The organism is Pseudomonas putida (assembly GCF_002906855.1).
GTDB classification, from domain to species: Bacteria; Pseudomonadota; Gammaproteobacteria; order Pseudomonadales; family Pseudomonadaceae; genus Aquipseudomonas; species Aquipseudomonas putida_N.
The window spans coordinates 438,829-464,852 of the sequence record NZ_MINI01000028.1 but is presented as its reverse complement, the minus strand read 5'-3'; the positions used below and the strand labels follow the sequence as shown (position 1 = coordinate 464,852).

General features: G+C 65.6%; 21 protein-coding genes. 14 read left to right on the top strand and 7 right to left on the bottom strand.

The features are described from left to right. Positions 1 to 10: 10 nt before the first annotated feature. Both BGP85_RS02465 and BGP85_RS02460 read right to left on the bottom strand, forming a co-directional pair. The gene (locus BGP85_RS02465) at positions 11 to 1,063 is read right to left on the bottom strand and encodes a Gfo/Idh/MocA family protein (protein ID WP_103447845.1); all 1,053 of its coding nucleotides are present in this window, start codon (positions 1,061 to 1,063) and stop codon (positions 11 to 13) included. Between the two features lie 139 nt (positions 1,064 to 1,202). After that, positions 1,203 to 1,979: an IclR family transcriptional regulator gene (locus BGP85_RS02460; protein WP_103447846.1), complete on the bottom strand. Its 777-nt coding sequence runs from the start codon at positions 1,977 to 1,979 to the stop codon at positions 1,203 to 1,205. Between the two features lie 185 nt (positions 1,980 to 2,164). Here BGP85_RS02460 and BGP85_RS02455 point away from each other — a divergent pair, with 185 nt between their 5' ends. From BGP85_RS02455 to BGP85_RS02445, 3 genes are all read left to right on the top strand, one after another. Then, positions 2,165 to 3,877 (top strand): FAD-dependent oxidoreductase, encoded by a 1,713-nt coding sequence (locus BGP85_RS02455; RefSeq protein ID WP_103447847.1) that lies wholly within the window; start codon positions 2,165 to 2,167, stop codon positions 3,875 to 3,877. A gap of 97 nt (positions 3,878 to 3,974) precedes the next feature. Next, a complete protein-coding gene (locus BGP85_RS02450; RefSeq protein WP_219811526.1) occupies positions 3,975 to 4,361 on the top strand; it encodes a YidH family protein in 387 nt (128 codons plus the stop codon). Continuing rightward, the gene (locus BGP85_RS02445) at positions 4,354 to 4,689 is read left to right on the top strand and encodes a DUF202 domain-containing protein (protein WP_103447848.1); all 336 of its coding nucleotides are present in this window, start codon (positions 4,354 to 4,356) and stop codon (positions 4,687 to 4,689) included. Before BGP85_RS02450 ends, BGP85_RS02445 begins: the two co-directional genes overlap by 8 nt. 103 nt (positions 4,690 to 4,792) lie before the next feature. Here BGP85_RS02445 and BGP85_RS02440 read toward each other — a convergent pair whose 3' ends face one another. Further along, positions 4,793 to 7,672 (bottom strand): HD domain-containing phosphohydrolase, encoded by a 2,880-nt coding sequence (locus BGP85_RS02440; RefSeq protein WP_103447849.1) that lies wholly within the window; start codon positions 7,670 to 7,672, stop codon positions 4,793 to 4,795. A 246-nt stretch (positions 7,673 to 7,918) separates the two neighbouring features. On the opposite strand from BGP85_RS02440, the gene nhaA reads away from it, so the two are divergent. Both nhaA and BGP85_RS02430 read left to right on the top strand, forming a co-directional pair. Continuing rightward, entirely contained in the window at positions 7,919 to 9,277 is a 1,359-nt protein-coding gene (gene nhaA, locus BGP85_RS02435; protein ID WP_103447850.1) for a Na+/H+ antiporter NhaA, read from the top strand. A gap of 125 nt (positions 9,278 to 9,402) precedes the next feature. Next, positions 9,403 to 10,782, top strand: a complete 1,380-nt coding sequence (locus BGP85_RS02430) for an 8-oxoguanine deaminase (RefSeq protein WP_103447851.1) — start codon at positions 9,403 to 9,405, stop codon at positions 10,780 to 10,782. Positions 10,783 to 11,069: 287 nt separating this feature from the next. Here BGP85_RS02430 and BGP85_RS02425 read toward each other — a convergent pair whose 3' ends face one another. Beyond that, positions 11,070 to 11,957, bottom strand: a complete 888-nt coding sequence (locus BGP85_RS02425; RefSeq protein WP_103447852.1) for a LysR family transcriptional regulator — start codon at positions 11,955 to 11,957, stop codon at positions 11,070 to 11,072. A gap of 126 nt (positions 11,958 to 12,083) precedes the next feature. On the opposite strand from BGP85_RS02425, the gene BGP85_RS02420 reads away from it, so the two are divergent. From BGP85_RS02420 to dctM, 8 genes are all read left to right on the top strand, one after another. Beyond that, positions 12,084 to 12,923 (top strand): FAS1-like dehydratase domain-containing protein, encoded by an 840-nt coding sequence (locus tag BGP85_RS02420; RefSeq protein WP_103447853.1) that lies wholly within the window; start codon positions 12,084 to 12,086, stop codon positions 12,921 to 12,923. Between the two features lie 22 nt (positions 12,924 to 12,945). Beyond that, positions 12,946 to 14,109 (top strand): acyl-CoA dehydrogenase family protein, encoded by a 1,164-nt coding sequence (locus BGP85_RS02415; RefSeq protein WP_103447854.1) that lies wholly within the window; start codon positions 12,946 to 12,948, stop codon positions 14,107 to 14,109. 10 nt (positions 14,110 to 14,119) lie between these two features. Then, complete coding sequence (locus BGP85_RS02410) at positions 14,120 to 15,469, top strand: MmgE/PrpD family protein (RefSeq protein WP_103447855.1); 1,350 nt, start codon at positions 14,120 to 14,122, stop codon at positions 15,467 to 15,469. Between the two features lie 18 nt (positions 15,470 to 15,487). Continuing rightward, positions 15,488 to 16,687 (top strand): CaiB/BaiF CoA transferase family protein, encoded by a 1,200-nt coding sequence (locus BGP85_RS02405; RefSeq protein WP_103447856.1) that lies wholly within the window; start codon positions 15,488 to 15,490, stop codon positions 16,685 to 16,687. Next, positions 16,684 to 17,502: an HpcH/HpaI aldolase/citrate lyase family protein gene (locus BGP85_RS02400; protein WP_103447857.1), complete on the top strand. Its 819-nt coding sequence runs from the start codon at positions 16,684 to 16,686 to the stop codon at positions 17,500 to 17,502. Before BGP85_RS02405 ends, BGP85_RS02400 begins: the two co-directional genes overlap by 4 nt. Positions 17,503 to 17,712: 210 nt before the next feature. Beyond that, complete coding sequence (locus BGP85_RS02395; RefSeq protein WP_103447858.1) at positions 17,713 to 18,711, top strand: TRAP transporter substrate-binding protein; 999 nt, start codon at positions 17,713 to 17,715, stop codon at positions 18,709 to 18,711. A gap of 70 nt (positions 18,712 to 18,781) precedes the next feature. Next, the gene (locus BGP85_RS02390) at positions 18,782 to 19,414 is read left to right on the top strand and encodes a TRAP transporter small permease (RefSeq protein WP_103447859.1); all 633 of its coding nucleotides are present in this window, start codon (positions 18,782 to 18,784) and stop codon (positions 19,412 to 19,414) included. Next, a complete protein-coding gene (dctM, locus tag BGP85_RS02385) occupies positions 19,414 to 20,697 on the top strand; it encodes a C4-dicarboxylate TRAP transporter large permease protein DctM (protein WP_103447860.1) in 1,284 nt (427 codons plus the stop codon). The genes BGP85_RS02390 and dctM overlap by 1 nt, the downstream gene beginning before the upstream one ends. A 153-nt stretch (positions 20,698 to 20,850) precedes the next feature. Here the strand turns inward: dctM and BGP85_RS02380 are convergent, their stop codons facing one another. From BGP85_RS02380 to pobA, 3 genes are all read right to left on the bottom strand, one after another. After that, a complete protein-coding gene (locus BGP85_RS02380) occupies positions 20,851 to 21,732 on the bottom strand; it encodes a LysR substrate-binding domain-containing protein (RefSeq protein ID WP_103447861.1) in 882 nt (293 codons plus the stop codon). 65 nt (positions 21,733 to 21,797) lie between these two features. Beyond that, complete coding sequence (ggt, locus tag BGP85_RS02375; RefSeq protein ID WP_103447862.1) at positions 21,798 to 23,600, bottom strand: gamma-glutamyltransferase; 1,803 nt, start codon at positions 23,598 to 23,600, stop codon at positions 21,798 to 21,800. A 227-nt stretch (positions 23,601 to 23,827) separates the two neighbouring features. Further along, positions 23,828 to 25,015, bottom strand: a complete 1,188-nt coding sequence (pobA, locus tag BGP85_RS02370) for a 4-hydroxybenzoate 3-monooxygenase (protein WP_103447863.1) — start codon at positions 25,013 to 25,015, stop codon at positions 23,828 to 23,830. A gap of 129 nt (positions 25,016 to 25,144) precedes the next feature. Between pobA and BGP85_RS02365 the strand changes: the two genes are divergently transcribed. Further along, positions 25,145 to 26,023 carry a helix-turn-helix domain-containing protein gene (locus BGP85_RS02365; protein ID WP_103447864.1) on the top strand — a complete coding sequence of 293 codons (879 nt, stop codon included), beginning with the start codon at positions 25,145 to 25,147 and terminating at the stop codon, positions 26,021 to 26,023. The last annotated feature ends 1 nt before the right edge of the window (position 26,024 follow it).

The window sequence follows — 26,024 nt, the reverse complement described above, 5'->3', positions numbered from 1 at the left end:
GGACGAGAAGTCAGGCGATCAGTTCTGGCGCACAGGCCCGGCCCGTTTCGGCGGCCTGGCGGATCGCTTCGATCAGGGCCAGGGTGCGGCCACCGTCGGCGGCATCGATCAACGGCGCCTCCGTGCCCTGGACCACGCGGATGAAGTGCTGCAACTGCAAGGTCAGCGCCTCGCCTGCAGGGATGGCCTCCTCACTCTGCAGTAACGGCGTGTGCCAGCCGGAGCCTGCCTCGGCGTAATGCCAGCGCTTGAGCTGCGGAATGCTCAGCGCCCCCTCGGTGCCGGCCAGCAGGTAGCAGGGCTGCCCATCCTGGCGCGGGTAGATTGGGCTTTCGCCGGAATCCAGCTCCCAGCTCCACGGTGCGGCGACCGCGTCGGAACCGGTCAGGCTGCCCAGCGCACCGTTGGCGAACTGCAGCAGCACCGCCGCACTGTCTTCGTTGGCGAAGCCGCGCACGTCGTTGCGGGTGAAGGCCTGCACCTGCACCACCTCGCCACACAGGTGGCGCAGCAGGTCGAGGTCGTGGATCAGGTTGGTGAGCAGAAAGCCCGCCCCCGGCTCGCGGCGCCAAGGCGTCTCGAAGTAGCTGTCGGGCTTTTGCAGCTGCCACAGTGCAGTGACATTGATCAGCCGGCCCAGCTTGCCTTGGCTGATGACCTGATGGGCCTTGGCGATCAGCGGGTTGTGCCGGCGATGATGGCCGACCAGCACCGGTACGCCACGGCGGCGTGAGGCCTCGACCAGTGCACGCACTTCATCCAGGTGCACGCCCACCGGCTTTTCAACCAGCACCGGCACACCGGCCTCGACGCAATCCAGGGCGGTGGCCACGTGCAGGTTGTTGGGGTTGGCGACGATCACTGCATCGGGCCGGGTCTGTTCGAGCATCTGCCGGTGATCGGCGTAGCAGGCAACCCCGCATTCGGCGGCAAACGCTTCGGCCTGTGGGCCGGGGTCTGCCACAGCGCACAGCTGGGCTTGGGGCAGCCGGCGCAGGTGCTGGTGATGCTGGCGGCCCATGACGCCGGCACCGATCAGGGCGATTCGTAGGGGTGAGTTCAACGCACTGTCCTCTTGTCGTTATCGTGGTACCGATTATGAAACCGTGTTCCACAATCGACACTGCACAATGTAGAACCAAGTTCAGCTTTTCAGAACGCCCTACCCCACAGACTGTGCGATTACCGACCAGAAATGCCCATCAGGCGAACAATTCGCTGGCCCGGCTGGCGGCCGACAGCTCTTCTGCCGCCGCCAGCAGCAGCGGCGCCAGCTCGGCCAGGCGGGAGTGCGCCAGGCGGGCGCTGGGCCCGGCAACGCTGAGCACGCCGATCACCTCGTCGCTCTGCGGGCGCCGCACCACGGCGGCCAGGGCTGACGTGCCGATGGCCGACGTCTGCTCGACCCAGGCATAGCCGCGCTCACGGGCGCGGTGCAGGTAGGCCAGCAGCTCATCGGTCGAACGGGGCGCATTGGGGCCGAACTGGGCCGGGTCGGCAATGCCCTGGCGCAACACCATCTGCAGTGCTTCGTCGTCGCTCAGGCTGGCCAGCCAGGCATGCCCAGAGGCGGTGTAGAACAACGGTGCGTCACGCCCCATGTCCGGGTCATAGCGCAACCCGGAACGGGCGCCCTGGGACTTGGCGATCCAGGTCTGGCGGTGGCCTTCGATCACGCCGAGCCGCACCAGCTCCCCGCTGTCCTGAGCCAGGCGGTCGAGGATCGGCTGGATGATGTCGGCACCGCTGCTGGACAGGTAGCGAAAGCCCATCGCCACCAGCTTGGCCGACAGCTGATAACGGCTGTTGTCGCGGTTCTGTCGCACGTAACCCAGACGCACCAGTTCGGTGAGCATGCGATGGGCGGCGCTCTTGGGAATGTCCAGGCGCTCGGCCAGGGTTTGCAGCGGCAAGCCGTGCGGCTCGCCGGTGAGGCTTTCTACAAGACTGAAGGCGCGTTCGATCTGACTACCAGCCATGACACGTATCCCTGAAAATTTGCCGAATTCTAGAAGATGATTCCATGCCGTCGATAGCAACCGCAGTCTGCTGGCATTGAAGTGTCCGGTTATCGCCCGGAAATTAGCCGTCGGCCTTGCAGTGCCATCCGCTAGAAATGAATATTGTGGAATCATGTTCCAATAATAATACAGGAGAAACCGCAATGCCCGCCGAACCCTTCCCAAGCGACTGCGACGTACTGGTCATCGGCTCCGGCGCAGCCGGCCTGGCAGCGGCGGTCACGGCTGCCTGGCACGGGCAGAAGGTCATCCTGGTCGAGAAAGACCCGGTACTTGGCGGCGCCACCGCCTGGTCCGGCGGCTGGGCCTGGGTGCCACGCAATCCGCTGGCACGGCGCGCCGGTATCGTCGAGGACATCGACCAGCCGCGCACCTACCTGCGCAACGAACTGGGCAGCCATTACAACGCCGAGCGTGTCGATGCCTTCCTTGAAGCCTGCCCGCACATGGTCGCCTTTTTCGAGCAGCACACGGCCCTGCAATTCGCCGACGGCAACGCCATCCCCGACATGCACGGCGACACGCCCGGCGCCGCCCTCGGTGGCCACCAGGTGATTGCCGCGCCCTACGATGCCCGCCAGCTCGGCGCACTGCTGCCGCGCCTGCGCAAGACGATGCGCGAGACCTCGTTCATCGGCATGCCGATCATGGCCGGTGCCGACCTGGCCGCCTTCCTCAACATGACCCGCTCGCCGCGCGCCTTGCTGCACGTGTGCAAACGCTTCACACGCCACCTCTACCACCTGGCCCGCCATGGCCGGGCGATGCACCTGGTCAATGGGGTGGCGCTGGTGGCACGGCTGGCGAAGTCGGCGGATGACCTGGGCGTGCAGATGATCGAGTCGACCGCGGCCAAGGGCCTGCTGGTGGAAGACGGCAAGGTGCTGGGGGCTATGGTGGCAACCGCGCAAGGCGAACGGGCGATTCGCGCCAAGGCCGTGGTGCTGGCCGCAGGCGGCTTCCCCAATGACCCAGCACGGCGCCAGCAACTGTTCCCGCGCGATGCCAGCGGCCACGACAACCTCGCCCTGCCCCCGCCATCCTGCTCCGGGGACGGCCTGCGCCTGGGCGAATCAGCCGGAGGCGTGGTGGCCGCTGACCTGCAGTCGCCGGTGGCCTGGGCGCCAGTGTCCAAGGTGCCGCACCGCGACGGCAGCGTCGGCCACTTCCCGCACATCATCGAGCGCGGCAAGCCGGGCATCATCGGCGTGCTTGCCAACGGCAAGCGCTTCGTCAATGAGGCGCACGGCTATTACGACTATGTGTCCGCCATGGTCGCCGCCGTGCCGCAGGGCGAGGAAGTCTGTTCCTGGCTGATCTGCGACCACCGCTTCCTGCGCCGCTTCGGCCTTGGCCATGCGCGTCCGGCGCCCCTGCCGGTAGGACCACACCTGCGCAGCGGCTACCTGAAACGCGGCGCCACCTTGGAACAACTGGCCCAGGCTTGCGGCATCGACCCCGCCGGCCTGAGCGCCACGGTCGCTGAATTCAACCAGCATGCACGCCAAGGCCAGGACCCGGCCTTCGGCCGTGGCTCGACACCATTCAACCGCAAGCAGGGCGACCCGCTGCACAAGGGGCCGAACCCCTGCGTGGCGCCCATCGAGCAAGGGCCGTTCTATGCGGTGAAGGTACAGCCCGGCTGCTTCGGCACCTTCGCCGGCCTGCGCACCGACGGCCACGCCCGCGTGCTGAACGACGAAGGCCAGCCGATCAGCGGCCTGTACGCGGCCGGCACCGACATGGCCAGCGTGTTCGGCGGCTGGTACCCGTCCGGCGGCATCAACCTTGGGCCAGCGCTGACCTTTGGCTATGTCGCCGGGCGGCATATCAGCGGCGTAACCGAGTACGAATAGCGCCAGCGGCTGGCGAACCATGGACATTGCCAGGGTTTGCCACTCAAACTGAGGCTGACACGTGCCCACCGACCTTATCCGAGGAGGACGACTGCCCTTGAACAAGAACACCGAGCCCTCACGCGGCTGGCTGGCCAGCAAACTCCTCGCCGACGGCCAGGAACCGGACCCGCGCTTCACCCTGGCCAACGAACGCACCTTCCTGGCCTGGATCAGGACCGCGCTGGCGCTGCTGGCCAGCGGCATCGCCGTGGACATGTTTACCGCCGAGATCTTCAGCCCCGGCACCCGCCGCCTGCTGGCGGTGGCGTTGATCAGCCTGGCCCTGCTGCTGAGCCTGCCGGCCTTCGTGCGCTGGCTCAATGTGGAACGGGCCATGCGCCAGAAGCGCCCGCTGCCGTTCCCGCTGATAGCCCCGGCGCTGTCGATTGGCGTGTCGCTGGTGATGGTGTTCTTTGCCTATGCAGTGTTCTTCCATGCCTGACCCGCAACTGGCCCACGCCGATGACGGCTTGCAGCCGGAGCGCACCTTGCTGGCATGGCGGCGGACCATCCTGGCGCTGGTCGTCTGCTGTTGCATGTACTTGCGCTGGGTGCCCCATCACCATTGGTTTGCGGCGCTACCCGCGGCACTTTGCCTGCTGCTGGCCGGCGCCACCTGGCTGCGCCTGAGGCGGCGTTATCACCACCTGGTGCGCGGCCTGCACGACGAGGGCGTGGTGTCCGGTGTCACCGAACACCTGCTGCTTGCCCTTGGCGTCACCATGTTATGTGCAATCGAACTGGCGGCCATCGTGCTGTATGCGGCCTGAACCCAGCCAGGGGCGGCTCACGCGGGCAAGCGCACTGGGGGCGGGAGCAGATGGTGGCGTTCGTACAAGGCATCGTGTGTACGGGCAAGGTCCGGAAAGTGCGCTAGGTCCGCTCGGGCTGCTCCTCCAGCTGGGCCAGCCAATACGCCACATCCACCTCATCGATCTGCTCGCTGCGCAGGAAGCGCCGGGCGTACTCCAGGTACACCCCGCTGCTGAGGAACAACCGCAGCAGCTGCCCGTCGATGTGCTGGTCGCGGGCCATGAACACCAGGATCTTCACCGACTCGGACAAGCTCTTCGCCGCCTTGTACGGACGGTCGGCGGCGGTCAGCGCCTCGAAGATATCGGCAATGGCCATCACCCGCTCGGCGATGCTCAGGTCGTCCCTGCCCAATCGCCGCGGATAGCCGCCGCCGTCCATCCGCTCGTGGTGGTTGCCGGCAATGTCCGGCACCCGCCGCATCTGACGCGGGAATGGCAGCGACCTGAGCATGATGAGGGTCTGCACGATGTGTTCGTTGATCTTGAAGCGCTCTTCGTCGTTCAACGTGCCACGGCGGATTGCCAGGTTGTACAGCTCGCCGTGGTTGCTGGCATTGGCCGGCAGGCGCATGTCGAAGCCCCAGATGTTACGCGGGTCGTCCTTGGCCACCGGCGGCTTGCGCGGGCCCCAGGGTAGCTGGTGGTCCGGGCGGTCGGCCAGCAGCGGCTCAGCCACCGGCAAGGGCGCTGGTGCCGCACCGGCATGGCGCTGCTCCTCATCGCGGGAAATGCCCAGGCGGTTGTCGAAATAGCGCAGCCAGCGGCGCTGACCGATGCGCTGCAAGCGCTGTACGTCCTCATCCTGCATGAACTCGCCGCCGATATTGGCCTTGGCGACGAAGGCGAACTCATCCTGCAGCTCGCCACGGTACTGCTCCAGCCAGCGTTGCAGCACCGATTTGTCCTGCCCCGCTGCCAGGCCCTGCCAATAGGCCAGCTCGCCATCGCGCCAGAGCACTTCGAAACGCATGCGGACTTCATGAATGCGGTTGTACAGGGTCTCCAGCTTGGTCGCCTTGTCCACCACGTATTCAGGGCTGGTGACCTTGCCACAATCGTGCAGCCAGGCGGCAATGTGGAATTCGTAGCGCTCGGCCTCGGTCATGCTGAAATCGGCATACGGGCCACTGTCGGCCTGCACGGCCTTGTCCAGCAGCATCTGCGCCAACTGCGGCACGCGCTCGCAGTGGCCCCCGGTATAAGGGCTCTTGGCATCGATGGCATCAGCCAGCAGCTTGATCATCGACTCCAGCAGGCGCTTCTGGGCTTCGACCAGCTGGCGCGTCTCGATGGCCACGGCGGCGGCACCGGACAATTCTTCGACGAAGCGGCGGAACGGCTCGCCTACTTCAGCATTCTCGCCCTTCAATGCCAGGACGAGAATGCCGAGCAGGTCGTGACCACGGTCTTTGAGCTCCACCGCAAGACTGCGCCCGCCCAGTGCCAGGCCCTGGGTAACTGCCGCAGCCAGGTCGCGATGATCGCCCTCGCCGACCGCCAGCGCCTCGGGGTAGCCATCGCCTCGGCACGCAGCCGCCAGGCGCAGGCGGGCACGGTCTTCCTCGAACAGGTATACCACGCCTGCGCTGACCCCGGCAGCCTCCACCAGATGCGTCAGCACGCCATCGAGCATGCGCTCCAGTTGAGTCTCGCGGCTGAGTATCAGGGTCATCGCCTGGAAACTGCGGATGGTGCCGGACATGCGGCTCAACACCCGGCTCAGCTCTTTCACCTCGGACACCCGCGATGCCACCCCAACTTCGCGACTGAAATCGAAGTCGGCCAGTCCACGTACCTGCTCGGCCAATTGATGCAGCGGGCGGCCGATGCGCTGGCCGAGCAACCCGCCAAGCAGAAGCAGCACGGCCATCAGCATGGCCGTCCACAGCATCTGCCTGAACAACACCTGGCGTGCGCTTGCCAGCAGCTCCTGCGCAGGCACCGCGATCAGCACTTGCAGGTCCTGCCCGGCGAGATTGGTCAGCTGCACGCGCATGCCGTACCAGGTTGCGCCATCCACCTCATAGGCCTCTGGTCGGGTGCCTTGGGGCAGATGACTGTAGAGCTGCTGCAAGCTGGGGATACCCAGTTCAGCAACACGTGACAAACGCACCGACTCACCTTCGTGCACGATGGCCCGCTGCAGGTCCGGGTACGCCACCACATTACCCTGGTCGTCGACCACGGCGATTTCGGTGCCCGGGGTCATGCGCAGGTCGCGGGTTTCACTGGCCAGGTCGTTGACCGAGACATCCATGCCGAGCACCGCCGCGCCGTCGACGCTGCGCTGGGCCATGGTCATGCCGATCTCGCGGGTGGTGAAAAACACGTAGGGGTGAGTCAGTACGGTACCAGCTTGCACGGAGGCATCAGCGAACCAGGGCCGCGTGCGTGGATCGTAGTGATAGTCCGCCATGGCCTGGGTCTTGAGCAGGCTCAGGGCCTGGTCATAGAAACGCCATTCCCCCGACATCGCCCCACCCTCGCCCAGGCTGACGCTCTGCACCAGAAAGCGCGTGCCCGCTGGCGCAGCAAAGCGCTCCAGCAACTGCGGGTCGCGCAAGCGGCGCACTAGCAGGAACTCGCCGTTGGGGTAACCAATGTAGGCGGCGCTGAGCATCTTGTTGGCATTCAGGCTTTCGACCAGCTGTGCCAAGCGCTCCAGGCGCTGCGAGAGGTTGCTTGCGGCCGGGTTGAAGGCCAGCAGGCGGATGCTGCTCTGTGCAGGATCGACCAGGCGCCGCGCCCGTTCGTCGATGGTCTTGCCGACTTGTTGCGCGGCATCGCCTGCGGCGGCCACCAGCGCCTGGCTGATACCGCGGTAGCCCTGCCAGGCCAGGCCGGCGCCGAGCAGCAGCATGCCGAGCATGATGGCCATCGCCACCAGCAGTTGCAGAGGGGCCCCGCGTCCGCCATTGCTCACGGCTGGCTGCTCCATTCCATGCACCCTCTGAGTGGGGATTTCAACAGTGTAAACAGCCAGAACGATGATGCCGGGCGAGTGCCATGCACGACCAGCAAGGTGGGCCGATAGTGGCACAGCGATATTGCCGATTTCAACGCCGCCGACTTGGCCTAAGCGCCACCACCCGGTAGACTTCCCCCCGGGTGCTAGCTGCAAAGTGCAGTGAAGCAGGTTAATCGAACAACGCCGGTCGGGCCGCCAGCGGGAGTTCTTGCGCCTATGCAAAAAACCAAATTGACGCGTGCCCAGCTGCTGGCCCAACGCGCCTTCGCCAATTTCGAGCGATTCCTGCACATCGAAGCGGTCAGCGGCATCGTCCTGCTGATCACCGCCGTCGCTGCCCTGATCTGGGCCAACTCCCCGGCCGCTGCCAGCTACGACGCCCTTTGGCACACGCCGATCAGCTTCGGCATCGGTTCGCTGAGCTTCTCCCAGTCCCTGCACTTCTGGATCAACGATGGCCTGATGACCATCTTCTTCCTGGTGGTGGGCATGGAGATTCGTCGCGAAATCCACGAAGGTGCCCTATCCAGCCTGCGCCAGGCCACGCTGCCCATGGCCGCTGCGGTGGGCGGCGTCGCCGTCCCCGCATTGATCTACCTGGCCTTCGGCCATGCGCCGGCCGAGCAGCAAGGCTGGGCCGTGCCGACCGCTACAGACATTGCCTTCGCGGTCGGCGTGCTGGCTCTGCTGGGCAAGTCGATCCCGTCCAACATCCGCGTGTTCCTGCTGGCACTGGCGATCATCGATGACATCATCGCCGTGCTGATCATCGCCATCTTCTATTCCGGTGGCCTCGACTACAGCGGCTTCGGCGTGGCTGCCATCGGCCTGCTGCTGGTGGTCGGGCTGCAGAAGATAGGCGTCGGTTCGGCCTGGGCCTATGTCATCCCCGGCGCCATCACCTGGCTCGGCATGCTGATGACCGGTGCCCACCCAACCCTGGCCGGCGTGATCCTCGGCCTGATGACCCCGGTTGCCGCCATGCCGATGGGCGAGCGCCCGCTGGATGCGGTCTCGCGCTTCACCAACGACCTGCTCGGCCGCGCCAAGGCCCCCGAGCAGGACTCCGGCGACCTGAGCACCCCGCTCAAGCGCCTGCGTCTGGCCCAGCGTGAACTGGTACCACCGGTGACCCGTGTGGGCGGCGCCCTGCACCCTTGGGTGGCGTACGCGATCATGCCGCTGTTCGCCCTGGCCAACGCCGGTGTGGGCCTGTCCGGCATCGACCTGTCCGCCGAGGCGCCGCACTGGGTGATGATGGCGGTGGCCGTGGCGCTGGTGGCCGGCAAGCCGCTGGGCATCATCGGCGTCAGCTGGCTGATGGTGCGCCTGGGCTGGTGCAGCCTGCCGGCCCAGGTCAACTGGCGCGGCATCACCCTGATCGGCCTGCTGGCCGGCATCGGCTTCACCATGTCGATCTTCATTGCCAACCTGGCCTACAGCGACCCGGCCTCGCTGGGCGCAGCCAAGCTCGGCGTGCTGTCCGGCTCGGTGATCGCGGCCGTGCTGGGCCTCGCCTGGGGTGTCATGGGCCTGCGCAAAGGCACCAGCAAGGCGCCCGTGCAGGCGGGTTGAAGCCAACCGGGGCCTGCGGGCCCCGGCATTTTTCTGTATACAAAAATTTCAAACTTTGCTTACATGCATGCCTGTGCGCCTACGACACCGGCCAACGTCGCTGCGTATTGCGCCAGGCATGAGCCATGCAAGCTTCCCTGCAACACTCCCCCAAGACCCTCCTGGTCAAGAACGCCGCACTGTTGGTCACCATGGACGGCGAACGCCGCGAGATCAGAGGCGGCGGCCTGTACATCGAAGACAATGTGATCAAGCAGGTCGGCCCCAGCGATACGCTGCCGCAGCACGCCGACGTGGTCCTGGACATGGCCGGAAAGGTGGTCATCCCGGGCCTGGTCAACACCCATCACCACATGTACCAGAGCCTCACCCGCGTAGTCCCGGCGGCCCAGGACGGTGAGCTGTTCAACTGGCTGACCAACCTGTACCCGATCTGGGCACGGCTGACCCCGGAAATGATCTCGGTCTCGACCCAGACGGCCATGGCCGAGCTGATCCTGTCGGGCTGCACCACTTCCAGCGACCACCTGTACATCTACCCCAACGGCTGCAAGCTCGACGACAGCATCCATGCTGCCGGCGAGATTGGCATGCGCTTCCATGCCGCTCGCGGCAGCATGAGCGTGGGCCGCAGCCAGGGTGGCCTGCCGCCCGATACGGTCGTGGAGAAGGAAAGCGACATCCTCAAGGAGTCGCAGCGCCTGATCGAGGACTACCACGACGCCAGCCATGGTTCGATGCTGCGCGTGGTGGTGGCGCCCTGCTCGCCGTTCTCGGTCAGCCGCGACCTGATGCGCGAAGCCGCTGTGCTGGCGCGCAACTACGGGGTGTCGCTGCATACCCACTTGGCCGAGAACGTCAACGACATCGCCTACAGCCGCGAGAAGTTCGGCATGACCCCGGCCGAGTACGCCGAAGACCTCGGCTGGGTCGGCCACGACGTGTGGCACGCCCACTGCGTGCAGCTCGACCAGCACGGCATCGAGCTGTTCGCCCGCACCGGCACCGGCGTCGCCCACTGCCCCTGCTCGAACATGCGCCTGGCCTCGGGTATCGCGCCGATCCGCAAGATGCGCGACCACGGCGTACCGGTGGGCCTGGGTGTCGACGGCTCGGCCTCCAACGACGGCGCCAGCATGATCGGCGAGGTGCGCCAAGCCTTGCTGCTGCAGCGCGTGGGCTTTGGCCCGGACGCGATGACCGCCCGCGAAGCTCTGGAAATCGCCACCCTGGGCGGCGCCAAGGTGCTCAACCGCAGCGACATTGGTGCCCTGGCGCCAGGCATGATCGCCGACTTCGTCGCCTTTGACCTGGGCCACGTGGCCTATGCCGGAGCCTTGCATGACCCACTGGCGGCCCTGGTGTTCTGCACCCCGACCCACGTCGATACCAGCGTGATCAATGGCCGCGTGGTGGTGCAGGATGGCCGCATCATCACCATCGACCTGCCCCGCGTACTGGAACGCCATAACCAGCTGGCCTATCAGCTCGTCAGCGGCGACTGATTCCACCAGTAAGTACTCTGCTTTTGCTCTGCTTTTCAGCAAACGCCGCCCGCTCCCATTATCCGGCCTTGCTCCGGGGAGGACCGCGCTGCAGGCCCCTTCCTGGGGCCCAGCGCTTGACGGGCATCCATGCCCGTCACCTCCCTCCGCAAGACCTGCGTTCGGCCTCCTGAAGTCGCACTCTGCGTCGCCTTGAACTATCGCGCGCTTATAAGCCAAAGCAAAAGCAGAGCAAGAGCAAGAGCAAGAGCAAGAGCAAGAGCAAGAAGCGGCTAGCACCGCTGACATCAAGCTTCTGGCATCAACGTCGCAATCAACGCCCGCACCGTCCCCGGTAACGCATCCAGTTCCCGCACCAGGATGCTCCGCTCACGCACCGCCCACGGCTCATCCAGGCTGATGGTCACCAGTTCCATGGTCTGGCTGTGCCGCAGCGCTGCCGACTCGGGGATGATGCCGATGCCCACCCCCGCCTCCACCAGCCGGCAGATGGCTTCGAAACTCGACAGCTGGATACGCAGCGACAGGTTCAGGCCCATGCGCTCGACATGGTCCCGCAGGAAGCTCAGCAAGGTGCTGCCGTCGTGCAGGCCGATATGCTGGAAGTCCAAGGTCTGTTTCAAGGTCACCGTCTTGCGCCCTGCCAGCTCATGGCCGGCCGGCACGATCAGCACCAGGCGGTCGGTGCTGAAGTGCATCACCTGCAAGCCGCTGGCCTCCACCGGCCCTGCGATGATGCCCATGTCGCTGCTGCCATCGAGCACGCCGCGCACGATGTCCCGCGACAGGCGCTCCTGCAGGTCGACGGTCACCCCGGGGCGCTTGGCCATGAAGCCGGCCAGCACTTCAGGCAGGAACTCGGTGACGGCAGTGGTGTTGGCGAAGATGCGGATATGTCCGGCCAGGTCGGTGCCGAACTGGGTGAACTCGGCTTTCAGGTAGTCGACCTGGCGCATGATCAGCCGGGCATGCATGAGCAGTTTATGCCCCGCTGGGGTCAACTCGACGCCACGGCTATCGCGGTACAGCAGGCGCGTGTCGAGCTGGGCTTCCAGCGCCTTGATCCGCGCACTGGCGGCGGCCGGCGAAAGGAACGCCCGGCGCGCACCCTGGGTCAGGCTCGGCGATTCGCCGATATGGATGAAAAGCCGCAGGTCTGCCAGGTCGAAATGCATGGGGAGGTCCGGTCGTGGCGATGGCGTTCAGCATACATGAACGCTGCCTTACACAAATGCAAATTCACAGAATGCCGGGCACCTCGCATGATCGGCCCATAACAACAAATGCAGAGGCCCATGGTTATGACTGCTTCCCACCCGCCCATCGACTACAGCGCCTGGATCGGCCGCACGGAAGAGGCCGTCGATGAGCTCAGCCGCAACCTGATCAAGCGCATCGCCGCCACCTTCGGCGAAACCGCTCCTGCCGCCGGCCAACCCCTGCCACCGCTGTGGATGTGGTGCTTCTTCCAGGAGCCGGTGGCCGAGTCGCAACTGGGCCCGGACGGCCACCCGGCACGCGGCGGCTTCCTGCCCCCGGCCGACAACCGTAACCGCATGTGGGCCGGGGGCCGGGTCGAGTTCATCGCCCCGCTCAAGGTCGGCGCCGAAGCCCATCGCCTGTCGACCATCCAGCACATCGAGGAAAAGCACGGCCGCACCGGCGCCCTGCTGTTCGTCACCGTGCGTCACGACTACTCGCAACACGGCCAGCTGTGCGTGCGCGAAGAGCAGGACATCGTCTACCGCGAGCCCAACCCGCCCAAGCTCGACAGCGCCCCGGCCGACGCGCCGGCCGACTGGAGCGAAGCGGTCGCGCCGACGCCGACGCTGCTGTTCCGCTACTCCGCCGTGACCTTCAACGGCCATCGCATCCACTACGACTTCCCCTACGTCAGCGAAACCGAGGGCTACGCCGGCCTGGTCGTGCACGGCCCGATGATTGCCACCTTGAACCTGCGCGCATTCATCCGCGCCAACCCCGACAAGCACGTGCGCCATTTCGCCTACCGCGGCGTACGCCCGCTGACCGTGCCGACTCCGTTCGAAGTGGCCGGGCGCATCAGCGCACCAGGCCAGGCCCAGCTGTGGGCCGGCAATGCCGCTGGCGTGGCGCAGAGCGCCGACGTGCTTTTTGACTGATACCAGACAGGGAACATCCCCCATGCATACGTATAACAGCGATGACCTCAACGCCATCCGCGAAGGCGTGCGCGCCTTGTGCGCCGAGTTCGACGCCTGCTACTGGCGCAAGATCGATGAAGAAAAGGGCTTCCCGGAAGCCTTCGTCAAGGCCATGACCGATGCTGGCTGGCTGTCGGCGATGATCCCCGAAGAATACGGCGGCTCGGGCCTGGGCCTGGCCGAGGCCTCGGTTATCCTCGAAGAGGTGAACGCCTGCGGTGGCAACTCCGGCACCGTGCACGGGCAGATGTACAACATGTTCACCCTGCTGCGCCACGGCAGCGAGGAACAGAAGCGCCATTACCTGCCCAAGCTGGCCAGCGGCGAACTGCGCCTGCAGTCGATGGGCGTGACTGAGCCCACCACCGGCACCGACACCACCAAGATCAAGACCACCGCCGTGCGCCAGGGCGACAAGTATGTGATCAATGGCCAGAAGGTGTGGATCTCGCGCATCCAGCACTCGGACCTGATGATCCTGCTGGCACGCACTACCCCCTTGCCGGAGGTGAAGAAGAAATCCGAAGGCATGTCGATCTTCCTGGTCGACCTGCGTGAAGCCATCGGCAGCGGCCTGAGCGTGCAGCCCATCGCCAACATGGTCAACCACGAGACCAACGAGCTGTTCTTCGACAACCTCGAGTTGCCGGCCAGCAGCCTGATCGGCGAGGAAGGCAAGGGCTTTCGCTACATCCTCGACGGCCTCAATGCCGAGCGCACGCTGATCGCCGCCGAGTGCATCGGTGATGGCCGCTGGTTCGTCGAAAAGGCCAGCGCCTACGCCCGTGACCGCGTGGTGTTCGGCCGCCCGATCGGGCAGAACCAGGGCGTGCAGTTCCCCATCGCCGAAGCCCATATCGAGATCGAGGCCGCCGACCTGATGCGCTGGCGCGCCTGCGCCGAGTACGACAGCGGGCAGAACGCCGGGGCCAGCGCCAACATGGCCAAGTACCTGGCGGCCAAGGCCTCGTGGGAGGCGGCCAATGCCTGCCTGCAGACCCACGGCGGCTTCGGCTTCGCCTGCGAATACGACGTCGAGCGCAAGTTCCGCGAAACCCGCCTGTACCAGGTGGCGCCGATCTCCACCAACCTGATCCTGTCCTACGTGGCCGAGCACCTGCTCGAACTGCCACGCAGCTTCTGAGGGCCTGAGCATGCAAGCTACCCAAGCCCTGGCAGGCTTCCTCGCCGACCTGCAATACGCACAGATTCCTGGCCATGTGCTCGACCGCACCGAAGACCTGTTCCTCGACTGGCTCGGCTCGACCCTGGCCAGCCAGGGCGCGCACCCGATCCCGCTGTTCGAACGCTATGCCGAACGCATGGGCCCCGCCCAAGACAACGCCCGCGTGCTGACCAGCGGGCGCAGCTCATCGCCCTACTTCGCCGCGCTGGTCAACGGCGCCGCTTCGCACCTGGTCGAGCAGGACGACCTGCACAACAGCTCGGTGCTGCACCCGGCCACGGTGGTGTTCTCCGCCGTGCTGGCAGCGGCCCAGGACCTCGGCAAGTCCGGCCAGGACCTGCTGCTGGCCAGCGTCGCCGGCTATGAGGCAGGCATCCGTATCGGTGAGTTCCTCGGCCGTTCGCATTACCGCATCTTCCACACCACCGCTACCGTCGGCACCCTGGCCGCTGCCGTGGGAGTGGGCAAGCTGCTGGCCTTCGACAAGGACCAGTTCATCAACCTGCTCGGCAGCGCCGGCACCCAGGCCGCCGGGCTTTGGGAGTTCCTGCGCGATGCTGCCGACTCCAAGCAGCTGCACACCGCCAAGGCCGCCGCCGATGGCCTGCTCGCCGCCTACCTGACCGCCGATGGCCTGAGCGGCGCGCGCAACATCCTCGAAGGGGACCAGGGCCTGGCCGCCGGCATGTCCAGCGACGCCGACCCAGCACGCCTGAGCGACCGCCTGGGCAGCCGCTGGGCGCTGGCGGAAACCTCGTTCAAGTTCCACGCCTCGTGCCGCCATACCCATCCCGCCGCCGATGCGCTGTTGCAGCTGATGCAACGCGAAGGCCTGAAGCATGAGCAGATCGCCAAGGTGGTTACCCGCGTGCACCAGGGCGCCATCGATGTGCTCGGGCGGGTCACCACGCCAACCACTGTGCACCAGGCCAAGTTCTCCATGGGCACCGTGCTCGGCCTGATCGCCGTGCATGGCAGTGCGCAGCTCATTGAATTCCGCGACCTGGCGCTGACTGACCCACGGGTTGCCAGCTTCCGTGAAAAGGTGGAAATGCAGCTGGACCCCGAAGTGGATGCCGCTTACCCCGCCCGCTGGCTGGGCCGGGTCGAAGTCTCCTGCCACGATGGCCGTCACTTCAACGCCGCCATCGACGAACCCAAGGGCGACCCCGGCAACACCCTTTCGCGCCCGGAGCTGGAAGCCAAGTTCCAGCGCCTGCTGGCCTATTCCGGTGCCCGCAGCCCGGCCCAGGGCCAGGCCCTGATCGAGCAGGTCTGGCAACTGCGCGATACGCAATCGCTGGCCGCACTGCACTGATGACGAACAGGTGACCCCATGACCCAAACTGCACCCCGCCCGCTGGACGGCATCACCGTCGTCAGCCTGGAACATGCCATCGCCGCGCCCTTCTGCACCCGCCAGCTGGCCGACCTGGGCGCCCGCGTGATCAAGGTCGAACGGCCCGGCAGCGGCGACTTCGCCCGTGGCTACGACCAGCGCGTCGACGGCCTGGCCTCGCACTTCGTGTGGACCAACCGCTCCAAGGAAAGCCTCACCCTCGACCTCAAGCAGCAGGCCGCCGACGGCATCCTCGACGCCCTGCTGGCCAAGGCCGACGTGCTCGTGCAAAACCTTGCACCCGGCGCCGCCGCACGCATGGGCCTGTCGTTCGACGCCTTGCACCAGCGCTTTCCGCGCCTGATCGTCTGCGACATTTCCGGCTACGGCGCAGGCGGCCCGTATGAAAAGAAGAAGGCCTACGACCTGCTGATCCAGAGCGAGGGCGGCTTCCTCTCGGTGACCGGCGGCCCTGGCGACGAGGAAATGGCCAAGGCCGGCTGTTCGATCGCCGACATCGCCGCTGGCATGTATGCCTATACCGGCGTGCTGTCGGCGCTGCTGCTGCGCGACAAGACCGGCCTGGGCAGCCGCATCGACGTGTCGATGCTGGAAAGCCTGGTGGAGTGGATGGGCTACCCGATGTACTACGCCTACGACGGCGCGCCGCCCCCACCGCGCGCGGGCGCCTCGCACTCGACCATCTACCCGTACGGGCCGTTCCCCACCGGCGGTGGCGGCACGATCATGCTCGGCCTGCAGAACGAACGGGAATGGGCACTGTTCTGCGAAAAGGTACTGCTCGACCCGGCGTTGGCCAGCGACGACCGCTTCAGCGCCAACTTCAAGCGCTCGGAAAACCGCGAGGTGCTGCGCCAGATCATCGTCGAGCGTTTCGCCGCCCTGTCGCTCGACGAGGTGGTGGCGCGCCTGGATGACGCCCAGATCGCCAACGCCCGGGTCAACGACATGCACGGCGTGTGGCAGCACCCGCAGCTGCAGGCCCGCGACAGCTGGCGTGAAGTCGATAGCCCGGCCGGCAAGTTGCCGTCGCTGCTGCCTCCGGGGCGCAATGCCGCCTTCACCCCACGCATGGACGCCGTACCGGCGCTGGGGCAGCACACTGCGGGCATCCTCGCTGAACTGGGCTTGAGCGCCGAACAGCGCGCCAGCCTGGCCGTAGGAGGCGTTGTATGAGCGTGGTGCGCTCCGCCCTGTTCGTGCCTGGCAGCCGGCCTGAACGTTTCGCCAAGGCCTTGGCGGCAGGTGCCGATGTGGTGATCGTCGACTTCGAGGATGCCGTCGAGGAGGCGCTGAAGCAGCAGGCCCGCGACAACCTGGCCGCGTTTCTGCAGGCCACGCCGCAGGCCTCGGTATGGGTGCGGGTCAACGCGCCACAGCATCCGCAACACGCCACCGACCTGGCCTTCTGCGCACAGCAGCCGGGGGTCGCCGGGCTGCTGTTACCCAAGGTGGAGAACGCCACTCAGGTCGCGGTGGCCTTCCACGGCGGCAAGCCCGTGTGGCCAATCATCGAGAGTGCCAAGGGCTTGCTGGCACTGGCACAGATTGCTGCGGCAGAAGGTGTCGAGCGCTTGTCGTTCGGCAGCCTCGACCTGGCGCTGGACCTGGGCTTGAACACCGAGAGCGAGGCGGCCCGGCAGTTTCTCGACCAGGCGCGCATGGCGGTGCAGCTACATTCACGGGGGGCCGACCTGCTGCCGCCGCTGGATGGGGTGTTCCCGGCCATCGCCGATGCCGAGGGGCTGCAGCGGGCCGTGCGGCATGCCTATGACATGGGGTATGGCGGGGCGTTGTGCATTCATCCGCAGCAGGTGGCGGTGATCCATGCAGCGCTGGCGCCGAGTGCCGAAGCGCTGGCATGGGCGCGGCGAGTGCTGGCGGCGAGTGAAGCAGCCAACGGTGCCGGGGCCTTCCAGCTGGAGGGGCAGATGGTCGATGCCCCGGTGCTGTTGCGGGCGCAGCGGTTGGTGGCTGGGAGTCTCGGCTGAACATACCGGCCTCTTCGCGGGACAAGCCCGCTCCTACAGGAATGAGGTGACCCCTTGTAGGAGCCGGCTTGTCCCGTGAAGAGGCCGTACAGGAGGACCGCGTTCACCTCAGCCGAACGCCGCCTTATACAAATGCTAATTCTCCACACGCAGCCCGTTGGTCCATCTTTACTCCACTCCTCCTACAACAATAAATCAGAGGTGACACCGATGTTGAAGCTGACCCAGGCGCTGCTATGCGCCGCCGCAGTGTCCATGGCCGGCCTGACCCAGGCCGCCGATCCAATCGTCATCAAGTTCGCCCACGTGGTGGCCGACAGCACGCCCAAGGGCCAGGGCGCGCTGATGTTCCAGAAGCTGGTCGCCGCCGACCCGCAACTCAAGGACAAGGTCAAGGTCGAGGTCTACCCCAACTCCTCGCTGTTCGGCGACGGTAAGGAAATGGAAGCCCTGCTGCTCGGCGACGTGCAGATGCTGGCACCCTCGCTGGCCAAGTTCGAGCACTACAACAAACAGGTGCAAATCTTCGACCTGCCGTTCCTGTTCAACGACCTGGCCGCCGTCGACCGCTTCCAGCAAGGCCCGCAAGGCAAGGCGCTGCTGACCTCGATGGAAGACAAGGGCATCCGTGGCCTGGCCTACTGGCACAACGGCCTCAAGCAACTGTCAGCGAACAAGAAGGTGATCCTGCCCAAGGACGCCCGCGGCCTGAAGTACCGCGTGCAGGCCTCCAGCGTGCTTGAAGAGCAGTTCAAAGCGATCCGCGCCAACCCACGCAAGATGAGCTTCGCCGAGGTCTACCAGGGCCTGCAGACCGGCACCGTCAACGGCACCGAGAACACCTGGTCGAACTATGAGAGCCAGAAGGTCAACGAGGTGCAGCCCTTCTTCACCGAGACCAACCACGGCCTGATCGACTACATGGTGATCACCAACGCCAAGTTCTGGAACGGCCTCCCCGAAGACGTGCGCGGCGAATTGCAGAAGATCATGGACGAGGTCACCGTCGAGGTGAACAAGCAGGCCGAAGCCCTCAACCAGACCTCCAGGCAGAAGATCATCGACGCCAAGACCAGCGAGATCGACTCGCTGACCGCCGAGCAGCGCGAGCAATGGCGTGAAGCCATGCGTCCGGTGTGGGAGAAGTTCTCCGACCAGATCGGCGCCGACCTGATCAAGGCCGCCGACGACGCCAACAAGGCCTCCTGACCCTTCTTGCGCCCTGCCCCGGCCACCCGCTCCACGGGTGGCCTGCCCTCTCTCTGTCTGGAGAATTCCTATGCAATCGCTCAGGCGTGTCTGGGAGCACTTCGAGGAAGGCATGATCGCCTTTCTCCTGGCGGCCATGACCTTGGTGACCTTTCTCTACGTGGCGCTGAACAACCTCTACACGATGTTCTACACGCTCAGTGATCACTGGGCTTTCGCCAGTGACGCCCTGCTGAGCATCGGCGATCACTTGATGGCCTACGCCCAGGAAATGACCTGGAGCATCGCCCTGACCAAGGCGCTGTTCGGCTGGCTGATCTTTTTCGGTATCTCTTATGGCGTGCGCACCGCCGGCCACCTCGGCGTCGATGTGCTGGTGCGACGCACGCCCAAGCCGGTGCAACGGGTGCTGGCGATGATTGCCTGCGCCTGCTGCCTGGCCTATGCCGGGCTGTTCCTGGTAGCCAGCATCAAGTGGGTCAGCGCGGTGCTGGTGGCCGGCATCGGTGCAGAGGACCTCGACCGCTACGGCATCAAGGTCGGCCATATCGCGCTGATCGTACCGTTCGGTTTCGCCCTGGTGATCATCCGCTACCTGGAAATCCTCTACCGCCTGTTCACCCACCGCCAGTACGGCCTGGGCCTGGCCGACGAGGCCGCCGAAGCCAGCAAGCTGGCCAACCCCGGTGAGGAGCACCACTGATGACGGTTATCTGCCTGTTCCTGCTGCTGTTCGTGTTCATGTTCCTCGGCGTGCCCATCGCCATCTCCCTGGGCCTGTCGGGAGCGCTGTCGATCCTGCTGTTCAGCCAGGACTCGCTCAGCTCGCTGGCGATCAAGTTGTTCGAGACCTCCGACAGCTACACCTTCCTGGCCATCCCCTTCTTCCTGCTGTCGGGCGCGTTCATGACCACCGGTGGGGTAGCCCAGCGCCTGATCGACTTCGCCAACGCCTGTGTCGGCCATATCCGTGGTGGCCTGGCGATAGCCGCGGTGCTGGCGTGCATGCTGTTCGCCGCACTATCGGGTTCGTCGCCGGCCACCGTGGCCGCCGTCGGTTCGATTGCCGTGGCCGGCATGGTGCGCTCTGGCTACCCACGCGAATTCGGCGCAGGGATCATCTGCAACGCCGGCACCCTGGGCATCCTGATCCCGCCGTCGATCGTCATGGTGGTGTACTCGGCGGCCACCGAGACCTCGGTCGGCAAGCTGTTCATGGCCGGCGTGGTGCCGGGCATCCTGCTCGGTGTAGCGCTGATGGTGACGATCTACATCGTCGCCCGCATCAAGAAACTGCCGGCACAGCCACGGGCCAGCTTCACTGAATGGCTGAGCACCGCCCGGCGCGCGTTCTGGGGTCTGTTGCTACTGGTGATCATCCTCGGCGGCATCTACAGCGGCATGTTCACCCCCACCGAAGCGGCGGCAGTGGCGGCGGTTTACTCGGCGTTCATCGCGCTGTTCGTGTACAAGGACATGCGCCTGCGTGACTGCCCGAAAGTGCTGCTGGAGTCGGGCCGGCTGACCATCATGCTGCTGTTCATCATCGCCAACGCCATGCTCTTCGCCCATGTGCTGACCACCGAGCAGATCCCCCAGCAGATCACCCAGTGGGTGATGTCCGAGGGACTGACCCCGATCGGTTTCCTGATCATGGTCAACATCGTGCTGCTGGTGGCCGGCAGCTTCATGGAGCCGTCGGCGATCATCCTGATCCTGGCGCCGATCTTCTTCCCGATCGCCATGAAGCTGGGCATCGACCCGATTCACCTGGGCATCGTGATGGTGGTGAACATGGAGATCGGCCTGGTGCACCCGCCAGTGGGGCTGAACCTGTTCGTCACCTCGGCGGTGACCGGGCTGACGCTGGGGCAGACAATCCGCGCCGCGCTGCCGTGGCTGTCGATCCTGCTGCTGTTCCTGGTGCTGGTGACCTATGTGCCATTCATCTCGCTGGCGCTGCCGGAGTGGTTGGGTATGCCTTGACGCCAGGGCTGATGAGATACGTGTAGGAGCGGGCTTGCCCCGCGAACACCGGCGAAGCCGTTGCCATGAACCGCATAGTCTGGCACCGGCCTCGCCGGTGTTCGCGGGGCAAGGCCGCTCCTGCAAGGAATTGTGCAAGCCTTGAAAGTAGAGTCAGATCCCTCCGCCAGCCAACAGCTGACTCATCACCCCGGCCAGATCCTTGACCATCACATCCGCCGTCGGCTTGTGCACGATGACGATCTCGTAGCTGTCCACCTCCGGCAACCCCTGCGTCTGCCCCAGCACCCGGTGCTCAGCGGTCGCCGCCCGCGGTGGCAGCAGGCTGATGCCCATGCCGTCGGCCACTGCCGCCTGGATGCCGCTGAGGCTGGAACTGGTGAAGCTGATGCGCCAGCGCCGGCCCATGCCTTCGATGACACTGATCATGTCTTCGCGGTACAGCCCCCGTGGCGGGAAGGTCACCAGCGGAATCGGGTCGAGCTCGAACGCCGGCATGCGTGCACTGTCGATCCACTGCAGGCGCTCGGGCCAGCAGGCCACGCCTTCGCGGCTGTTGCGCCGCTGCTTGAGCAGCACCAGGTCGAGCTCGCCATTGTCGTAGGCCTGGCTGAGGTCGCGGCACAGGCCACTGGTGACTTCCAGCTTGACCTGCGGGTGCAGGCGGCTGAACGCCGACAGCGCATTGGTGGTGCGCCCGCCGACGAAATCCTCGGGCACGCCCAGGCGCACTGTGACCCCGACCATGGCCCCGGCCAGGGCTTCGAGCATCTGGTCGTTCAGCGCCAGCATGTGCCGGGCATAACCGAGCAAGGTCTGGCCGGCGTCGGTCGGCAACACGTCGCGGTTGCCGCGCACCAGCAGGCGATGGCCGACCATGTCTTCGAGGCGGCGCACCTTCTGGCTGATGGTCGACTGGGTCGAGTGCAGGCGCGCGGCGGCCGTGGTGAAGCTGCCGCAATCGGCCACCACGACGATGGCGCGCAACAGGTCGAGGTCGAACAGGGCTCTATTCGATTTAACGCTGATGGACATCTTGGTATTCAACTACTGAATGGCAAGACTGACTTCTACCACGCCACTCCAGGCCCGGCAACGCGTTAGTCGCCGAGCGCCACACCCTCGCGCCGCGGGTCGGCGCCACCGGCCCAACCCTCGGCGGTGCGCTGGATGATCTGCATGCCACTGGTCATGGTCATCGGCGTTACCTCGTGGCCCCAGGCGGCCAACTGGCGGATCAGCGCCGGGCTGACCAGCCCGGCTTCTACTTCGGTCCCGGCATTGCGGCTGCCGAAATTGGGCAGGTTGGCTGCCTGTTGCGGATCAAGATGCCAGTCCAGCAGGCCAATCAACGCCTTGTTCACGTAGCCGATGATCTGCGAGCCGCCGGGGGAGCCGAGGCTCGCCACCAGCTCGCCCGAGGCACGCGAAAACACCAGGGTTGGCGCCATCGCCGACAACGGCCGCTTGCCGGGCTGCACCCGGTTGGCCACCGGCTTGCCGTTTTCCGCGGGCAGGAAGGAAAAGTCGGTCAGGTGGTTATTCAGCAAAAAGCCGCCGACCATCAGGTGCGAACCGAATGCCGATTCTACCGACGTGGTCATGGCCAGGGCCTGGCCATTGTCATCGACGGCAGACAGGTGCGAGGTGGAAATCCGCAGCGGCGAGCGGTCGGGCGCCAGGGCCAGGTTGGCATCCTGCGGGGTGCCCGGGCGGGCGTGCTTCAGGCTGTACTCACCCACCTGCTTGGCGCGCTCGGCAAGGTAGGCCGGGTCGAGCAACGACTTGACCGGCACCGGCACGTAGTCGCTGTCGGCCAGGTACTGAGCGCGGTCGGCGTAGGCCAGGCGCTCGGCTTCGGCCACCAGGTGCACGGCCTGCGGCGCGGGTTCGAGCCCCGCCACGGAGGCCACCTGGCGCGGCGGCAGGTCGGCCAGGTCACGCTGCGCCGAGCTGCGCTGCAAGGCGTCGAGAATGCCCAGGGTCTGCAACACGGTCACCCCACCGGACGACGGCGGTGGCATGCCGCAGATGTTCCAGGCCTTGTAGGGGCCACAGACCGGTTCGCGCTCCTTGGCCTGGTAACGCTGCAAGTCTTCGAGCGACAACTGCCCGGCATTGGCGTGGTGACGCACTTCAGCGACCATGGCTTGGGCAATCTCACCGCTGTAGAAAGCATCGACGCCCTGCTCTGCAATACGCTCGAAGGTCTGCGCGAGCGCCAAGTTGCGCAGGATCGTGCCGACTGCCAGCGGCTTGCCCCGGTCATCCAGGAAGTAGCGCGCCATGGCCGGCGAGCGGGCAATGAAGGGATCGCCGGCGACCAACGTGTGCAGCCGCTCGGAAACGGCAAAACCATTGCGTGCAAGGGCGATGGCAGGGCCGAACAGGTCCTTCCATGGCAGTTTGCCGTGCTGATCATGGGCCAGTTTCAATGCCCGCAGCACGCCCGGAACACCCACGGAACGGCCGCCGATCTGCGCTGCACGAAACGGCATGGGCGCCCCGTCCGCTTGCAGGAACAACGTTTCCGTCACCCCTGCCGGTGCAGCTTCGCGGCCGTCGAAGGCCTGCACGCGCTGGCCATCCCAATACAGGATGAATGCCCCACCACCGATACCACTGGATTGCGGCTCGACCAAGGTCAGCACCATCTGCATGGCGATCGCCGCATCAATGGCGCTGCCACCGGCACGCAGCATCGCCCGTCCGGCCTCGCTTGCAAGCGGGTTGGCAGCCGCCACCATGTGCCGGCTGGCCTGCACCGGATGCAGGCCACTGCGGTAGCCGGACTGCAGCTCTGGGGGCGTGGGCAGCGGCTGGTCGGCCCAGGTGACGGCACTGGTGGCAGACAGGCACAGCACGGTGATCAGCAGTTTGAGGGATGGGAGGTGGCGGGGCATTGGGTTGCGTCCTTTCGGGGGGGTCGCCGAAAGGTATTCGGCGTCCTTTCGGGCCAGTTTACCTGCAACAAACGCGCGCGGCCGCTTTGAAGTACGGCTCGATATCGAGTCCCGCAGGCATCATTGGCCCGAAACAAACGTAGGAGCGAGCGCAGCTCGCGATGCGCCGCGCGGGCGGCGCTTGATTTCACAGGCGACAAACCTCTTTCGCCCTCCCCTCAAAACCCCTAAACCACCTCTTCGTACGGCAACCCCACATAGTTCTCGGCGATGTTCACCAGCCCCGCTGGCGATGTGAGGAAGTACTCGCGGTCGGCCTCCTGCATCTTCTGGTCCCAGGCATCCTTGTGCTCGCCGAAGTCATGCAGCAGCTGGGTCATGAACCAGCTGAAACGCTCGCCCTTCCAGACCCGGCGCAGGGCCAGCGGCGAATACTGTTCCAACAGGTCGGTACGCCCCTCGCGGTACACCTTGACCAGGATCCGATACAGGTAGTTGACGTCGGACGCCGCCAGGTTCAGGCCCTTCGCGCCCGTTGGCGGGACGATGTGCGCGGCATCGCCGACCAGGAACAGGTGGCCGTACTGCATCGGCTCGACCACCAGGCTGCGCAGTGGCGCGATGCTCTTTTCCAGTGCGGGCCCGGTGACCAGCTGCTGTGCCACGTCTGCGGGCAGGCGCGCCTTGAGTTCGTTCCAGAAGCGCTCGTCGGACCAGTCTTCCACCCGCTCTTCCAGCGGCACCTGCAGGTAATAGCGGCTGCGCGTCTGCGAGCGCTGGCTGCACAGGGAGAAACCCCGTTCGTGGTGGGCGTAGATCAGTTCGTGGTTCACCGGCGGGGTATCGGACAGCATGCCCAGCCAACCGAATGGGTAGACCCGCTCGTACTCCTTGAGCACACCTTCGGGGATGCTCTTGCGCGATACGCCGTGGAAGCCATCGCAGCCGGCGACGTAGTCGCAGTCCAGGTGGTGGGTCTGGCCGTCCTTTTCAAAGGTCACGTACGGCCGTTCGCCCTTGAGTTCGTGCGGCTGCACGTTGCTGGCGGCGTAGATGATCGGCGCGCCGCTGGCTTCGCGGGCCTGCATCAGGTCGCGGGTGACTTCGGTCTGGCCGTAGACCATCACCGTCTTGCCGCCGGTCAGGCCCTTCAGGTCCAGGCGCTGGCGACGGCCTGCAACCAGCAGTTCGACGCCTTCATGGACCAGCCCTTCACGGTCCATGCGCTCGGCGACGCCGGCTTCGCGCAGCAGGTCGACGGTGCCTTGTTCCAGCACCCCGGCGCGGATGCGGCCAAGTACGTATTCGGGGGTCTGGCGTTCGAGGATGACGGTGTCGATACCGGCCTTGTGCAGCAACTGGCCGAGCAGCAGGCCGGACGGACCGGCGCCAATGATTGCAACCTGAGTTTTCATTGTTTTTATCTCATCAAGAGGGTGTACTCTTGCATTTTTACTAGTACTAACCGGCAAATAAGTGTGTTATCCCATGCAAAAAATGCACTTTTACAAAAAACGTTCGATTAGCGGACAGACGATCACGACATGAGATCCACCCTCCTCGGCGTTCCGCTGTTCCAGCTGTACGGCGAAAACCAGCACTGGCCCGGCACCGACCTGCTGCATTGCGAGTCGATCCCGGCACGCAGCCGCCTGCACCACTGGGAGATCAAGCCGCATCAGCACGCCGAGCTGTTTCAGCTGCTGTATGTCCAACGCGGCAGAGCCCAGGTGGAAATCGAAGGTGTGCGCAGCACCATCCTCGAGGCTGCAATACAGGTGGTGCCGCCCCTGACCGTGCATGGCTTTCGCTTCAGCGCCGATATCCAGGGCCATGTGCTGACCTTCGGCACCGCGCTGGTGGCCGACCTCGAACAGCGCCTGGGCGCACCGCTAGGGGTGCTGGCGAAAGCGGCGTGTTACCCATTGGGCAAGGACCGCGTCCAGCTGCGCGGCCTGATCGAAACGCTGCAACAGGAATACCAGGGCAACGCCCCCGCGCGGGCGACCATGCTCGAAGCGCTGGTGACCGCGCTGATGGTGTGGATCAGCCGCCGCCAGCAACTGGGGCAGGCCCCACGCAACCGTGACGAGCGTGACCGGCAGTTGCTCGGGCAGTACCTGCGGCTGGTCGAAGCGCATTACCGCGAACACCTGTCGGTGGAGGACTTCGCCGCGCGCCTGAACATTCCCAGCCTGCAACTCAACCAGCTGTGCCGGGCGCTGAGCGGGCAGACCGCGTTGCAGGTGATCCACCAGCGCCTGCTGCTGGAGGCACGGCGCAACCTCATCTATACGCGCATGAGCATCGGCCAGCTGTCGGACAACCTCGGCTTCAGCGACCCGACCTACTTTGCCCGCTTCTTCAAGCGCCTGAGCGGGCAGACGCCCAATGGTTACCGGCGTGCGGTGCAGCCCGACTGAT